10 protein-coding genes are annotated in these 15,509 nt (G+C 34.9%); 7 read left to right on the top strand and 3 right to left on the bottom strand.

Annotation, left to right across the window (positions count from 1 at the left end):
* Nucleotides 1-121: 121 nt before the first annotated feature.
* Both Q4500_RS04010 and Q4500_RS04005 read left to right on the top strand, forming a co-directional pair.
* Nucleotides 122-3,244: a glycosyl hydrolase gene (locus tag Q4500_RS04010; protein ID WP_303598447.1), complete on the top strand. Its 3,123-nt coding sequence runs from the start codon at nt 122-124 to the stop codon at nt 3,242-3,244.
* Nucleotides 3,245-3,307: 63 nt separating this feature from the next.
* Nucleotides 3,308-3,859, top strand: coding sequence for a CopD family protein (locus tag Q4500_RS04005; protein ID WP_303598446.1), 552 nt, complete (start codon nt 3,308-3,310; stop codon nt 3,857-3,859).
* A gap of 44 nt (nt 3,860-3,903) precedes the next feature.
* Here the strand turns inward: Q4500_RS04005 and Q4500_RS04000 are convergent, their stop codons facing one another.
* On the bottom strand, nt 3,904-7,155 hold the full coding sequence (locus tag Q4500_RS04000; RefSeq protein ID WP_303598445.1) for a sensor histidine kinase: 3,252 nt from the start codon (nt 7,153-7,155) through the stop codon (nt 3,904-3,906).
* 199 nt (nt 7,156-7,354) lie between these two features.
* Nucleotides 7,355-8,149, bottom strand: coding sequence for a transglutaminase family protein (locus Q4500_RS03995; RefSeq protein WP_303598444.1), 795 nt, complete (start codon nt 8,147-8,149; stop codon nt 7,355-7,357).
* A 202-nt stretch (nt 8,150-8,351) separates the two neighbouring features.
* Here Q4500_RS03995 and Q4500_RS03990 point away from each other — a divergent pair, with 202 nt between their 5' ends.
* The 4 genes from Q4500_RS03990 to Q4500_RS03975 are packed head-to-tail and all read left to right on the top strand — an operon-like array spanning nt 8,352 to nt 13,260.
* Nucleotides 8,352-9,764, top strand: a complete 1,413-nt coding sequence (locus Q4500_RS03990; RefSeq protein ID WP_303598443.1) for a PAS domain-containing sensor histidine kinase — start codon at nt 8,352-8,354, stop codon at nt 9,762-9,764.
* Nucleotides 9,765-9,782: 18 nt separating this feature from the next.
* Entirely contained in the window at nt 9,783-10,565 is a 783-nt protein-coding gene (locus tag Q4500_RS03985; RefSeq protein ID WP_303598442.1) for an enoyl-CoA hydratase/isomerase family protein, read from the top strand.
* 17 nt (nt 10,566-10,582) lie between these two features.
* On the top strand, nt 10,583-12,136 hold the full coding sequence (locus Q4500_RS03980; protein ID WP_303598441.1) for a hypothetical protein: 1,554 nt from the start codon (nt 10,583-10,585) through the stop codon (nt 12,134-12,136).
* 50 nt (nt 12,137-12,186) lie between these two features.
* Nucleotides 12,187-13,260, top strand: a complete 1,074-nt coding sequence (locus Q4500_RS03975; RefSeq protein ID WP_299318931.1) for a PA0069 family radical SAM protein — start codon at nt 12,187-12,189, stop codon at nt 13,258-13,260.
* Nucleotides 13,261-13,466: 206 nt separating this feature from the next.
* On the opposite strand, the gene Q4500_RS03970 is transcribed toward Q4500_RS03975, so the two are convergent.
* Nucleotides 13,467-13,817, bottom strand: a complete 351-nt coding sequence (locus Q4500_RS03970) for an endo-arabinase (protein WP_303598440.1) — start codon at nt 13,815-13,817, stop codon at nt 13,467-13,469.
* Between the two features lie 278 nt (nt 13,818-14,095).
* Between Q4500_RS03970 and Q4500_RS03965 the strand changes: the two genes are divergently transcribed.
* Complete coding sequence (locus Q4500_RS03965; protein WP_303598439.1) at nt 14,096-15,496, top strand: glycosyltransferase family 2 protein; 1,401 nt, start codon at nt 14,096-14,098, stop codon at nt 15,494-15,496.
* Nucleotides 15,497-15,509: the final 13 nt, after the last annotated feature.

Here is a 15,509-nt window from a genome sequence, read left to right as displayed (position 1 = left end):
GTATCGAGAAACCTTTTGTGTTCCAAATAGTTCTCGATGCAATTTTTCTTTATGTTTTACTCCAAGAAAAACCACTCGAGCGGACAATATAAAAACCAAAACAATATCCAAACAAACTATCATGAAAAAACAACTAGTCTTGTTTATGGCGGTAATTGCAACCACCATAACTTTTGCGCAGACAGCCAATGATTATTTTAAACCTTTAAAATTTAGAAATATTGGTCCGTTTAGAGGTGGGCGTTCGGTAACTGCTACAGGAGTCATAGGTGATCCCATGACGTATTATATGGGCACGACTGGTGGCGGAGTTTGGAAAACAGAATCTGCAGGGCAACGTTGGGAAAATATTTCAGATGGATTTTTTGAATTAGGGTCAGTTGGCGCAGTTTCTGTATCGGCATCTAACCCAAATATCGTTTATGTAGGTATGGGAGAACATGCACCACGTGGTGTAATGACATCTTACGGAGACGGAGTATATAAATCTACCGATGCCGGTAAAACATGGAAGAAAATGGGACTTGAAAAAACCCAGCATATTTCACGAATTATCATCCATCCTACAAATCCTGATATTGTTTATGTTGCTGCGCAAGGTGCACTTTTCGAAGGTAATGCCGAACGTGGTATTTATAAATCAATTGATGGTGGTAAAACATGGACAAACACTTTGTTCGTAAACAATCTTACCGGTGCTTCTGAACTTTCTATGGATGCTAGCTATCCTGAAATTATGTATGCCGCCATGTGGGAGCATCAACGTAAACCGAATATGGTGGTTAGTGGTGGTGTCGGTAGCGGATTATATAAGTCTACTGATGCAGGTGAGACTTGGAAAAAAATTCACAAAGGTTTACCTGAAGAAAAAGGAAAAATGGCGATAGCTGTGAGTCCGTCAAATTCTGACAAAGTATATGCGCTCATTGAAAGTGATTCAGATGCCGATAAAGGGGGATTATTCGTTTCTAACGATGCAGGAGAATCATGGACAATGGTTAGTGGTGATAATAGATTAGTGCAACGCGCTTGGTATTATATTGAGGTTTTTATAGACCCAAACGATGAAGATACAGTGTATGTTTTAAGTGCACCTGCGCTTCGTTCTGAAGATGGTGGAAAAACATGGGAAACGCTTTCAGGAACACACGGTGATTATCATAACCTATGGGTCAATCCAAATAATTCTAAAAATATGGTAATCGCTAATGATGGAGGGGCTGCCGTTTCTTTTGATTATGCAAAAACTTGGTCCACTCAAGATAACATGCCTACAGCTCAATTTTATCGTATTAGTGTGGACAATCTGTTTCCGTATAATATTTATGGAGGTCAACAAGATAATAGGTCTGTAAAAATCGCTAGTCTGTCTGCAGGTAGCAGTAGTATTACTACAAGAGATTGGACTGATTCAGCAGGTGGCGAGAGTGCCTTTTTAGCCTTTGATCCAGACTACCCAAGATATGTTATGGGTGGTCAATATTTGGGAACGGTAGAGGTAATGGATATGGAGTCAAAAGCCGCAACACAGATTATGCAGGCACCTATTCAATATTTAGGTCGCGAAGCTAGAGATATGAGATACTTGTTTAATTGGAATGCTCCTATAATAGCTTCTACACATGAACAGGGCACCTTTTATCATGGAGCGCAATATGTTTTTAGAACCCGAGATATGGGACTCACTTGGGATAAAATTTCTGATGACCTTACTCGAGATATCGATGCAAAACAAGGCAATGGTGGTGGACCATATACGAACGAAGCAGTAGGGGCCGAGAATTATGGTACGCTGGCTTACATATTAGAATCTCCGCATGAAAAGGGATACATCTGGACAGGTAGTGATGACGGATTAGTACACTTAACTAAAAACGGTGGCGATACTTGGGAAAATGTAACGCCTAAAGGATTAAAAGAATGTTTGATCAATGCAATTGAGGTTTCTCCGCATGATCCAGCAACTGCTTACATTGCTACAACAAGATATAAGTTTAATGATTACACACCTGGTTTCTACAAAACAACCGATTATGGTAAAACTTGGACGGCCATAAACTCCGGAATTCCTTATGGAGCTTTTACGCGCGTAGTTCGTGAAGATGAGTTTAAGAAAGACTTGCTATATGCGGGCACAGAAAAGGGAATCTATGCATCTTGGAATGGTGGTAAATCTTGGGAACCTTTTCAATTGAATTTACCAAAGACTCCAATTACAGATTTAAAAATGCATAAAGGCGATATGGTAGTTGCTACTTCTGGTCGTTCGTTCTGGATTCTTGATGATGTTGTTGCTCTTGGTCAATATCAACCTTCTAAAACGGGACTCCAAATTTTGAAGCCTAAAGACGCCTACAATGGTTCTTGGGGGAGTCCGTTGAGTGGTAATTCTGATAAATTTACCGGTAGTGATACTTTTGAAGGTATTAACCCGGCTAACGGAGTAGTACTATATTATGAGCTACCTAAATTAAAAGATAGTACTGCAATTACCATAGAGATTTCAGATGCAAAAGGAAAAGTGATCAGGACAATTAGTTCAGAAAAAGATCCAACCTACAAGCCACATAATGGAGGTGGTGCACCACCAGCACCAGTATTGAATAAAAAAGAAGGGTTAAATCGCTTTGTTTGGGATATGAAACATGCGATAATGCCAGGTGTACCGGGCGTGTATATTGAAGCAGGTTTCAGCGGACATAAAGTATCTCCAGGTACTTATACTTTTAAACTAAAGGTTGATGGGCAAACAGTTTCTACTACAGGTACAATTAATGAAGTGCCTACTTATGAAACAAAGCCAGGACAATACGAAGAATATGATGCTTTTATGACGATTGCAGAGGCAGAGTTGACCGAAATGCACAATATGGTCAATCAGTTATATGCTGCTCAAAACGATTTAGCTGAAGTCCTGAAAGAGGTAACAGATTCTACCGCGAAATTAGCTGGTGAAAAATTATTGACAGACATGAAAGCATGGGATAGTGAAATGGTACAGCGTAAATCGCAAGCGTATGACGATGTAGAAAATTTCCCTAACAAATTTTCTGCCGAGTATATATTTATGATCAACCAGACGAATAGTGGTATTCCACGATTGAACAAGGCGAGTAAAGATCGTAAGACTGAATTAGATACACAATGGGTTGGATTAAAAGCTAAAGGCAAGCAATTCATCAACACTGCTATACCTGCTTATAATAAAACTTTGTGGGAAGCTGGAATTGGAGCTATAAAATAAGTTCTATCCGCTTTTACTAACTTTGGGCTTAAGTTTGAATTAGTTTTTTGAACAAGACGTATTATGACAGAATATTACAACTATATAAAATCCCTGCATCTCATCTTCGTAATTACGTGGTTTGCAGGGCTTTTTTATATTCCAAGATTGTTCATTTATCATATAGAAGCCAACCAAAAATCATCACCTGAAAAAGAAATTCTTTCTAAACAATTGAAGTTGATGACCAAAAGGTTGTGGTATATCATTACTTGGCCATCGGCTGTATTGGCAGTATTTTTTGCTATTTGGTTGCTTGTTATTTACCCTGGTTGGCTTACCCAACCGTGGATGCATATAAAACTAGGTTTCGTATTGTTACTGATTTTATACCACCTTAAAAATCATCAAATTTTCAAGAAGTTTCAACGTGATGATATTCAGTATACTTCTAAATTTATGCGTATATGGAATGAAGGTGCTACGCTAATTTTGTTCGCAGTTGTCTTCTTAGTGATTTTGAAGAGTTCTTTTAATTGGATTTTTGGGGTAGTGGGTATTATAGTTTTAGGAATACTTTTAATGTTGGGAATAAGACTATACAAAAGAATTAGAAATAAGAATCCCGAAGTGTAGCTTTCTATAATTGTGAAATAAACGAAAATAAGTTATTTTCTAATTTACGATTTCATAGATGTTTTTGCTTTTTTTGCCGCAATTTTAGCTTTTGGTAGTACAAGCATAAAGGTTGCACCCTTGTTCTTACCCTTCGATTCTGCTATGATGGTACCACCATGAGAAATGGCAATTTGTTTAACCATATACAAGCCTAAACCTGTTCCCTTTACGTTATCATGAAATCTTTCAAATGGTGTGAACAATTTTTCTAATGCCTGCTCATCCATACCTAAACCATTATCTTTAACCAAAAAGATATTATTGTCACCATCTTCCTCAAAATCCACAACTATTTTAGGGTTGGGTTGATCACCCATATATTTTATGGCATTGTCCAAGAAATTTCCAAAAACTTGTATTATTCTATTAAGGTCACCAAAAATGCTGGGAAGGTTTTCAGCTATGGTAAGCTCTATATTTTTGTTCTTGAGCTGGCTTTTAATAAGATTTCTTGATAGGGCTAATATTTCATTTGTTTTTAATAGCTCATTTTTATTTTCAATTTTACCTAACCTAGCTATTTCTGTAATGTCAGATATTAATTCGTTCATATTATTACAAGAAACGTCAATTAAACTCAAGTACTCGGCTACATCTGGGTGGTCTTCTAATTTCATTTCTAATGGTATTAGACTGGCCAATCCTTTAATGTTGCTTAACGGACTTTTTAAATCATGAGATACTGCGTATGTAAAACGTTGTATTTCTTCGTTTTTTGATTTTAAATTGTCTGCGGATTCTATAAGTTTATTTTTTTGAAATTGTAGTTCTTTTGTACGTTCGTCAACTTTCAACTCTAGACTTCGTTGATTTTTTCTAATATTTTGTAGTTTAATATGTTGTGCTATATAGAATATCAATAATACTAGAGCAATCATTAATGCCTTAAACCACCAAGTTTGCCAATAGGGTGGTGTTACGGTAATATAAAGGTCTATTTCGTTATCGACCCATACACCATCGGAATTTGTAGATTTTATCCTTAATTTATATTCTCCAGGATTTAAGTTCGTGTATGTTGCTGTAGGATTGTTTCCGACATAATTCCAATCTTTTTCAAAACCTTCAAGGTAAAAAGCATAATTCACGCTTTCTGTATGTCTAAAAGTCAAGGCTTTAAAGTCTATATTAATTACAGATTGGTCGTAGTTAAAGGTTAGGGAGTCTACCTGACTAATATCTTTTTCTAATACATCAAAATCATCATTCGGTAAAACTGGTTGATTAAAAAGTTTCAATCCAGAGACAAATAACGTAAGTGCGTCTTTTCGTTTTTCAACATCACTTGCAGTAAAAATATTAAAGCCATTAATTCCACCAAATATATATTCGCCTTTTTTAGTAGTTATAGAAGAACTTGCAATAAATTCTTTAGACTGAAGACCATCGCCTACATCGTAATTAATTGTTTCTCCGGTTTTGTTGTTATATCTGATGATACCTTCTTCAGTGCTAAGCCATAAGTGGTTGTTTTGATCATCTATGATGCCTTTAATGGCGTCGTTTTTTAAACCATCAGCCTTGGCAATCACTAAAAATGAATTTGTTTCTGGGTTATATTTGTTAAGTCCACCTTGAGTACCGACCCAAATGGCATCTTCATTATCTTGAATGATAGCATTGATGAAATTATTACTTAAAGAATTTTTGGTGTGATAATGAACAGATGACAATTCACCATTCTTTTCTGTCAATTTAAATAAACCTGTGTTCAATGTTCCTACCCATATATTCCCCTGGTTATCTTCAAAAATTTGGTATATGGAGTTGATTATACTGCCGTCAATTTCTGACTTGAGCGTTATATTTTCATGGGTTTTTGTTTTGGGGTCATACACTTGTACACCTGAAAAGTAGTTTACTATCCAAATTCTTTCTTTTTTATCTTTTAAAAGATCAATAATTATATTTGATTTTAAAAATGAATTTTCTGAAGTTAGAACACTGGTTTTTTTGGTTTTTGTATTAAGTATAGCTATACCATTTGTCCATGTCCCAGCCCATAGTTCATCATCTTTAGTCTGTAATATCGATAGAACAACATTACTGGCAAATGTTTTATTCCTTAATGAATAATTGTCAAATGTATCTGAAGAACGGTCCCAGTAATCAATTCCTCCGCCATCTGTGCCAATCCAAAGGTTGCCTTTGCTGTCTTCGCTAAAGCAATTAACTAATTTGTTGCTCAACGATCTAGAGTTGAATGGGTCAGAATTAATATGTTTAAATTTATAATATTCTTTATCATAAATATTTAGCCCGCTTTTGTATGGGGCTATCCACATTGTACCATCTCGTGTACATAGTAATGCCCATATAGAATTACCAGAAATCGAATTAGGTCTTGTAACACTGTACTCAATATGTCTTATAAAATCTAGATTTTCATTGTAAATATGTAAGCCGTTATTTTCAGTACCTATCCATAATTCATTGTCTAAAGTTTTTTCTAAAGAGCGTATACCAAAACCTGGGCTGACCTCTTTTTCATTTGAGATACTAATTGAATTTTCTGCTATGTCCAACTTAAATAGTGAGCCAGTTGCAGAACCTATTAATAAACTATTTTCTGATGAATTTATGCCAGTGATGATTGCCTCTGTCTGTAATATTTCACTAATAATCTCCATCTCATAATTAAGTATAAGGGTATTATAGGTAAAAACAAGCAGAATGCGGTTTGCATCTAATACATCAATTTTAACAACTTTATTAAGTCGAGGGTTATCAATAGTTATGTGTTTATTAGGAGGAGGAAAATGTTTTACTTTTCCAGTTTCTAGCTCGTAACTATAGAAACCTCTAGATTCAGATCCCAGCCAAAGTATACCGTCTTTTTTAACTATTTTCTCAAAAACTGCGTCTTTGATGGTTTCACCTTCATTGATAAACGGATAAGGTGTTATAATATTTAAACTACGATCATAAAGGCTAAGCCCCTCATTTGTGCCGATAATAATATTTTGGCCATCTTCATGTAATGCTACAATATATTCATGTTTAAGACCAGTTCTACCATCTAAACTTTTAGTGTAGATTTCAAAATCTTTTCCATCGTATCTGTTTAATCCATTTCTGGTTCCTATCCATATAAAACCAAAATTATCTTCTAAAAGTACGGTAGCACTACTTTGAGACATACCTTCTTGGATATGCTGAAAGGTAAGTGGTTCAGAATATTGAGAATGTAGTGCTATTGGGGTGCCAAAGGCAATGAATATGGTAAATAAATATAATAGTGATTTATACAGCATTCCTATATTTTATAAAAAAGATAATTACAACATAGTATTAACGTAAATAAATGTAAGAAATTACTTTCATTTTTAATTTGTTTTAAATTTCATCTTTACATATCAAAATGATTGCACTTGAAAATGAATTTTTTACGTCAAATAATTTGAGATTTAATTAGCCCTGCACATACAAAATCAATCTATGATTTAAATACGATTAGGTGTCTGATAAAATCTGTTCAACTTTTACAAGTTGTTCTGTGGGATGTACAAGCGGACCAAATTGATTGAAAATGGCAACATCGGCAGCGTCACGACCGAAACCGAGAATAACATATCCACCAGGCGAATTTATTTGTGTTGCATCAAATGTATACCATCGATCTCCAACATAAGCTTCAAACCAAGCATGCATATCCATAGGCTCTAAGCCATAAAGATAACCCACAACTATACGAGCAGGAATGCTTAAACTGCGGCAGAGGGCAATACCCAAGTGAGCAAAATCTCGACAAACACCAAACCTTCTAATATTAACCTGACTTGCAGATAATGGCTGATTATTGCTTCCTGGTAAATAGCTAATATTGTCACGTAACCAATTGGTAATGGCAGAAACTTGATTATAACCGTATAAATGACCATTAGTTATACTTGAACTCATTTCATAAAAGCAATCAGATTCGCAGTATCTGCTAGGTAATAGGTAACTAAGAACAGCGTCTGGTAAATTCTGTATATCTACAAATGATGCGCCAAAATCCTGGTCTATAAAATTTGAAGTTACAATTTCTGAAGAGGTAGATATTAAGAACTGCCCTGGTTGAGCAATTAATCGTTGACATAGGTTACCGTAGTTGTCGGTAAACTCAATAACTTGAATACTCGGGGTGATTTTATATTCCTCTCTTTCTACCCATTGTTGGTTGCCACTGCGTGGTCTCAACATAAGAATAAATGGTGTTGGTTCAGAAATCTCGAACTTTATATTGCAACTGGTACGTAAACGCATATATCTGAATTTTTGAATACTTTAATTATGGCGCCTTGACGAACTTAGTATTGAAGATAACATTTAAAGTAACACCTTATACTTTTTGCCATAAAACCTTAAAAGCATATTTGATATATTTGGTGCGATATTTGCTAACTTTAGACGAAATAGTAGAATCTTGTTAACGAGAGTATCTTTACGGTCACGCATTTTCTTATCCATGATATTTTTGGTGCTAATTGCATCTGTATTGATTGCAGGTGTTACCGTATACCAATATCGTGAGCAATCTAAAGACTATCATGAAAATAGAATGGAGCGTAAAGAGGAACAGATACGCCAAAGTATTGACCTTGCCATTCAGAAAACTACATACCCTGTAACAACAGAGAACCTTGATTTAATCTTCAAAAATGAGATTTATGAGATTGCCGTTGTGCAAAACATGAATTTTAATATTTATAGCTTAGATGGGGGACTTATTAAAAGCTCTCGCCCGAAATTTGCCAACGACTCTATTTCTATGTGTTTAGATCCAGAGGTGCTGAACAAACTAGAAATAAGTCCAGATAAACGTTATGTGCGTGAAAATGCCTTGGCAGGTGATAAATACCAAGCTTCATTTACTTACATCGCGGATCAAAAGTTCAAGCCTATAGGTATTCTTAACCTTCCTTACTTTGAGGATAATTCGTTTAACGATTATGAGTTGAAAGAGTTTTTATGGCGTTTATCAGGGGTGTATCTGTTAATGTTGCTTATGGCTATTGCCTTTGCTTTTTTCATTTCCAAATATATTACTCGATCCTTGGAGACTATTTCTGATATGATGGAACGAACAGATCTGAGTAAACAAAATAAGAAGATATTTATTGAGAACCCTGGTGAGGAAATTGAAAAATTAATTAGTGCCTATAATGGTATGATTGACGAGCTTGGCCATAGTGCAGCTAAATTAGCAAAGAGTGAGCGTGAACAGGCATGGCGTGAAATGGCAAAACAGGTTGCACATGAGATTAAGAATCCGCTAACACCTATGCGATTGACTGTGCAGAGTTTTGAGCGCAAGTTTGATCCCAGCGATCCCTTAATCCATGAAAAACTAAAGGAATATTCAAATACCTTAATTCAGCAAATAGATACCATGAGTAGTATAGCTTCTGCTTTCTCAAATTTTGCTGAAATGCCGGCGCAACAGAACGAAACCTTAAACGTGGTCAAAATTGTAAAATTGGCAATAGATATTTTCAATGAAGATTATATACATTTCATAGCCGATGAAGAGGAAATAATTGCGAAATTAGATCGAACACAGTTAATACGTGTGGTAACCAATTTGGTTAAAAATGCCATACAAGCAGTGCCAGATGTAGCATCACCTAGAGTTTTGGTCAGCGTAGCATCAGAAGGAGATATGGTTAAAATATCGGTGGCAGACAACGGTTATGGTATTGAAAAGGATAATGAAGAAAAAATATTTGAACCTAAATTTACTACTAAGACTAGTGGCATGGGGTTAGGATTAGGAATGGTAAAAAATATTGTGGAAACTTATAAAGGGTCTATCAACTTTACTTCTCATTTAGGTAAGGGTACGGTCTTCTGTGTAAAGTTTCCGAAAGAGAATACATAAATCAACAAATCAACAACTATGTCATACAATACAATTCTTATAGATAGAGAAGAGACAACGGCAATTGTGACGATTAACCGTCCGAATAAATTAAATGCTTTAAATAAAGAAACCATAGGTGAATTACATGAAGCTTTTAAAGAGTTACAAAAGGATAAAAGCGTTAAAGCTATCATCTTAACGGGTAGTGGAGAAAAGGCATTCGTTGCAGGTGCTGATATTTCAGAGTTTTCTGATTTTAGTGAAAAGGAAGGAAAGAAATTAGCAGCGAAAGGTCAAAAACAATTATTCGATTTTGTTGAAAAGTTAGATACTCCCGTGATTGCCGCAGTAAATGGTTTTGCACTTGGTGGCGGATTAGAATTGGCAATGGCATGTCATTTTAGAGTTGCAAGTGATAATGCAAAAATGGGATTACCAGAAGTCTCTTTAGGTGTTATACCTGGTTATGGTGGTACACAACGTTTGCCGCAATTGGTTGGCAAAGGTAGAGCTATGGAAATGATTATGACCGCAGGTATGATTACTGCAGAACAAGCGCATGCTTATGGTTTGGTAAACCATGTAACTACCCAAGAAGAATTATTGCCATTATGTCATAAAATTATCTCTAGAATAACCAATAACTCATCTGTAGCCATTGCTCATGCAATAAAAGCAGTAAATGCTGGTTTTAAGAATACTGTAAATGGTTATGAGCAGGAAATTGAGGCTTTCGGTGCCTGTTTTGGAACAGATGATTTTGCCGAAGGTACTACTGCATTTTTAGAAAAAAGAAAGGCAAATTTTCCGGGTTCATGACATAAACTAAATTGGTTATGTTTAAACGTAGCGCATTCTTATTCTTGTTTCTGGTTAATGTAGTTAGTTCTTTTGCTCAAGAAGAACTCGTATCATATACTATCGGCGAAAAATTTCATGATAAATATAGGTACTCCAATATGCTTGCTATCGCAGATGATGGTAGCGAAGGTACTGTTGTGGTCCGTGCATATTATACAGGTATTGTACTAAGACCTAAAGGGTATTTTATTGAACATTACAATAAAGATTTAGAGCTAGTCTCTGAATATAATTATAAACTTAAAAATGCTAATTTTATAGATGCCTATGTTCGTAACGGGCAGGTTTATTTGTTGTTTTTAGAGTACAACTATAATACTAGAAGTTATCAGTACGAAGTGCATAGAAGCCCGTTCTCTCAATTTCAGTTTACAAAAGAAACCTTGCTGTCAATAGCGTCTGACCCAGTAGAACAGCCTTTAGATCGAAATTTCTATAATCGAAACTTTTCATCTGGGTTTACTACTTCTATTTTATTCAATGATGATAAATCAGCTTTTGCCATAACTACACATTATAAGAAAAGAAAGATTGATCAGCATACAATTCATGTATTCAATGCCAACTTAAACAAGTTAATGGAGCATGATTTTTCTGATGAGGTAGAAGAAAAGAATTATGCATTTGAAAATATAGCCTTCTCGAAGGATTTACAGAATGTGTATTTGGTAGGAAAGGCATATTTTAAAAAGAAACGTTTTAATGCTACAGAGCGTAAGTTTCAATATGAAATGGTTCGAATTTCGAATACTAGCAGAAGCGTTCAGTCTTTTTATACTCCAGGTAAATTTCCTGAATCTTTGAAACCTATTTTTAGAGGTGATGAATTGCTTTGTATCGGTTTTTATTCGGATAGAAAAGATAATCGTTATAACGGAATTTCATATTTCAATTTAGACCCGAAAGCTTTAGAAATGAAATCTGAAACATTTAATCCGTTTTCTGAGCAATTTATGATGGATAAGTTTGGGCGTGAAGATGATAAGGCGATAAAAGATTTAGTGTTTAAAGGTATGAATATCACCAAAGAGGGAAACATTCTATTTAATGCCGAAGAATATTTTACCAGTAACAGCGTACAATCTAACTCTAGCGGTGGGCGAGTTATGGTTACTAGATATCACCATAATGATATCATCAGTGCAAAGTTAAGCTCAACCGGAGATTTGGTTTGGGCTAGAAATATAAACAAAACAGAGGTTACACAGGGCGATGGTGCTTATGCATCATATAGTTCATATACAAAAAACAATACAACATACTTTTTTATAAGTACATCTTCAGAAAACCCGCAGCAACTGAGCGATGATCGTATCATGTTCAAACAAGGTTTAAGCAGAAACAGAAATGTATTCTTAATTCGTTTAGACGAAAACGGACATATGAAATACAATAAGGTAATTGATGATACCGAAGCTCGCTTGCCATTAATGGTATCTGTACCATACATTGACCACCAGAACGATGAATTAAGGTTCTACGCTAAAAGAGGCACAAAAAAACAATTGGTTCAAGTGGGTGTTAAATAATTATAATATATAGGACATATTCCATATTTTTGGATTAAATCCTAATATTAATGAATTCTAATTCTTCGGTTAAAGGAAGAGGAGCCCAAAAAAATACCAGCAATAAATTTTCTGCTTATAGTTATGAAACTAGAGATGATTTTCTCGAATTCTGCCGAGTAGAAGGCGAAGTTGCCGATAGAAATAAGACCCAATATCTTCCTATTTTTCCAAAAACGATAGTTAATAAAGTAACTAGTCCAGATGTGGGTATGAGTTATTCTATGAATATGTACCAAGGTTGTGAGCATGGTTGTATTTACTGCTATGCTAGAAATGCTCATGAATTTTGGGGTTATAGTGCAGGATTAGATTTTGAGCGAAAAATTTTGGTAAAACACGATGCGCCCAAACTGTTAGAAGCTAAATTAAGAAGTAAAAGCTGGAAGCCGAGTACAATTGTGCTTTCTGGTAATACAGATTGTTATCAGCCTGCAGAGCAAGAATTTGAAATAACCCGTAAATGCTTAGAGATTTTTTTGAAATATAGGCATCCGGTAGGTATTATAACCAAAAACGCTTTGATTTTGCGTGATTTAGATATTCTAAAAGAATTGAATGAATACGGATTAATCGGAGTCAACATTTCTGTCACTTCTTTATCCGAAGAAACAAGAAGAATATTAGAACCTAGAACTACCACCATTAAGAAACGACTAGAAGCTATACGTGTATTATCTGAGAATGGAATTCCTGTAAATGCAATGCTAGCACCCATTATACCCGGTATTAATAGTCACGAGATTTTGAACTTGGCTAAAGCGGTTTCAGAAAATGGTGCTTTATCTATGGCATTTACCGTAGTTAGACTAAACGGAGCAATAGGTGAAATATTTACAGATTGGATCCACAAAACGTTGCCCGACAAAGCAGAGAAGGTATTGCATCAAATTCAAGAATGCCATGGTGGTAGACTAAACGACAGCAGGTTTGGTTTAAGAAGTAGGGGTGACGGTATAATAGCCACGCAAATTCATGATATGGTACGTTTGGCAAAGCGTAAATATTTTGAAGGCAAAACATTCCCAAAGCTAAATACTACTCTGCATGAATCTTATAAGGATGGACAATTAAAATTATTTTAATATCTCATTGAGGGTTTAATTCTCCTTGGCTTACGCGCAGTGGTAAATTTCGGGCGGGCTTCGAAATAAAAAATATATCTTCAGAAGCATACTTGGCGGGCTTAGGTCGAGGTAGTTAATTATTAATCCATTTTTCTTGGGTGTATAGATTGCCCTACAAGTTTCCAACTGCCATTAATTTTCTCTAGAATTCGTATTTTGTAAGTTTAATTTGTTACTCCGTCAATAGTAGTAGATTCCTCATCATGAGTAACCCAAGCGTTATTACCATTTATATTCATCTTATAATTAGAATTTTTAGACCCACCACCTTTACCTACCATATGTTCTGGAGGATTGATCATCATTGCCGGTGGTACATCCATACTATTTCCATCTGGCATAGAAATAATAATTCTACTATAGGGTTGAAATGACCAGCAAGAAGCATGTGCTTTTATATCACCTGAACGCCATGTGGAAGATTCTTTCTTTAAAAGTGAAACAATTGCCTCTTCATCAGTTTTTGCGTGGCTATAAGTAATGGCAAACAGTAGTAATAGAAAAGCGTATTTCATGAAAATTTATTTTAGTTGTTTAATATGGGTCAGATATGACTATTTCTCAAATACTTAGTCTAACTCTATGAAAACGAGATAAATATTATAAATAATTCAAAAATTTAAGGTTTTAAATTAGCAGGTGAATATTAAAAAGCGTGCAATAGTTGTTGGTAAAAATTTTCTTTAATAAGTTTTGTTAAAATAAAATCCAAAAGATACTTCTAAGCGTACATAGGAAGAAGAAATAAATACGAGGATTATTTCTGAAAACCAAGAACACTACCAAAAACGAAATGAAAACATTAAAAAACAATACTGAAAAAACTGAAAAGAAGCCTTTCTTTTCAAGACTTAAACATCTAATTGAAAATGCCAATGCATGGGGTATTTTTGTAATGGGTAGCACATTCGTACTAATGTTTGGTTCAGCTTATTTAGCGTATATATTGCAAAACGACTTTACTCAATTACACCTAGAGAGAAGAAGCACCATGATCGGATTAATTTTTATGATTTTAGCCGTTGCTTTTTTTGTGTTTAAATTGAGTTTCTTTATTTACACTTTTATAAGGTTTTTAAAATATAAGGCAATACCATCTGTTTCTGATAAAGAGTTACCAACAGTTACGGTTATTGTACCTGCATATAATGAAGGTAAACAAGTATGGGCTACATTAAAGAGTTTAGCTGAAAGCGATTTCCCAGAAGAAAAAATTCAATTATTGGCTATCGATGATGGTAGTAAAGATGATACTTGGAATTGGATGCTAGAAGCCAAGAAAGAATTAGGAGATAGAGTTTCTATTTGTCAGCAGCCAAAGAACATGGGTAAACGTCACGCATTGTACAGAGGTTTTAATGAAGGTACAGGTGAGATATTCGTAACCGTTGATAGTGATTCTATCGTAGATAAAGACACATTAAGAAATTTAGTTAGTCCGTTTATCGTTGATGATAACTGTGGTGCTGTTGCAGGTAATATTCGTGTATTAAATAATGACAAGATTCTACCTAAAATGCTAGACGTAAGTTTTGCACTTAGTTTTGAGTTTGTACGTTCTTCTGAAAGCACATTAAATTCTGTTTTATGTACTCCAGGTGCTTTAGCAGCTTACAGAGCTACTGCGGTTTTTGGTTGTTTAGATGCATGGATCAATCAAACGTTTATGGGTCAAGCTTCAGATATAGGTGAAGATAGAGCTATGACGAATATGATCTTAAAGCAAGGTTTTCACGTTTTATTCCAAAGAAATGCATTTGCGTATACTAATGTTCCAGAAAAATATAAAGGACTTTACAAAATGTTCATTAGATGGGGTAGAAGTAATGTACGTGAGAATATTCAAATGTCTAAATACGTGTTTACTAACTTTAGAAAAGGTCCAAAAACAGGTACAAGATTATTGTTCTTTAGCCAATTCTCAAGAATTGTATTATGCTACCCATTTGTATTATTCATGTTGGTATTCGTAGTTACACATCCATTATTATTCTTAAGTTCTACTTTCGTAAGTATATTGGTTTTATCAACTTTTCCAGTATTGTTCTATGCTAAAAGATACTCGTTATCTGAGTCTGTATGGGCATATTCTTACAGCGTGCTTTTTACGTTCGGTCTTTTTTGGATAACACCTTATGCAATTGTAACAGCAAGCAGAAGTGGTTGGTTAACTAGAGAGTTGCCACAGAAATAGTAGAAAAATATAT

This window comes from Maribacter sp. 1_MG-2023 (assembly GCF_030547005.1).
Taxonomy (GTDB): Bacteria; Bacteroidota; Bacteroidia; order Flavobacteriales; family Flavobacteriaceae; genus Maribacter.
The sequence above is the reverse complement of the archived record's forward strand: the minus strand, read 5'-3'. Positions and strand labels throughout refer to the sequence as shown.

What these genes read in the sequence shown, in the direction of transcription:
- Q4500_RS04010 (WP_303598447.1), top strand. Translation starts at nt 122, where the DNA reads ATGAAAAAACAACTAGTCTTGTTTATGGCGGTAATTGCAACCACCATA.
- Q4500_RS03965 (WP_303598439.1), top strand. Translation starts at nt 14,096, where the DNA reads ATGAAAACATTAAAAAACAATACTGAAAAAACTGAAAAGAAGCCTTTC.
- Q4500_RS03980 (WP_303598441.1), top strand. Translation starts at nt 10,583, where the DNA reads ATGTTTAAACGTAGCGCATTCTTATTCTTGTTTCTGGTTAATGTAGTT.
- Q4500_RS03985 (WP_303598442.1), top strand. Translation starts at nt 9,783, where the DNA reads ATGTCATACAATACAATTCTTATAGATAGAGAAGAGACAACGGCAATT.
- Q4500_RS03975 (WP_299318931.1), top strand. Translation starts at nt 12,187, where the DNA reads ATGAATTCTAATTCTTCGGTTAAAGGAAGAGGAGCCCAAAAAAATACC.
- Q4500_RS04000 (WP_303598445.1), bottom strand. Translation starts at nt 7,155, where the DNA reads ATGCTGTATAAATCACTATTATATTTATTTACCATATTCATTGCCTTT.
- Q4500_RS03995 (WP_303598444.1), bottom strand. Translation starts at nt 8,149, where the DNA reads ATGCGTTTACGTACCAGTTGCAATATAAAGTTCGAGATTTCTGAACCA.
- Q4500_RS04005 (WP_303598446.1), top strand. Translation starts at nt 3,308, where the DNA reads ATGACAGAATATTACAACTATATAAAATCCCTGCATCTCATCTTCGTA.
- Q4500_RS03970 (WP_303598440.1), bottom strand. Translation starts at nt 13,817, where the DNA reads ATGAAATACGCTTTTCTATTACTACTGTTTGCCATTACTTATAGCCAC.
- Q4500_RS03990 (WP_303598443.1), top strand. Translation starts at nt 8,352, where the DNA reads ATGATATTTTTGGTGCTAATTGCATCTGTATTGATTGCAGGTGTTACC.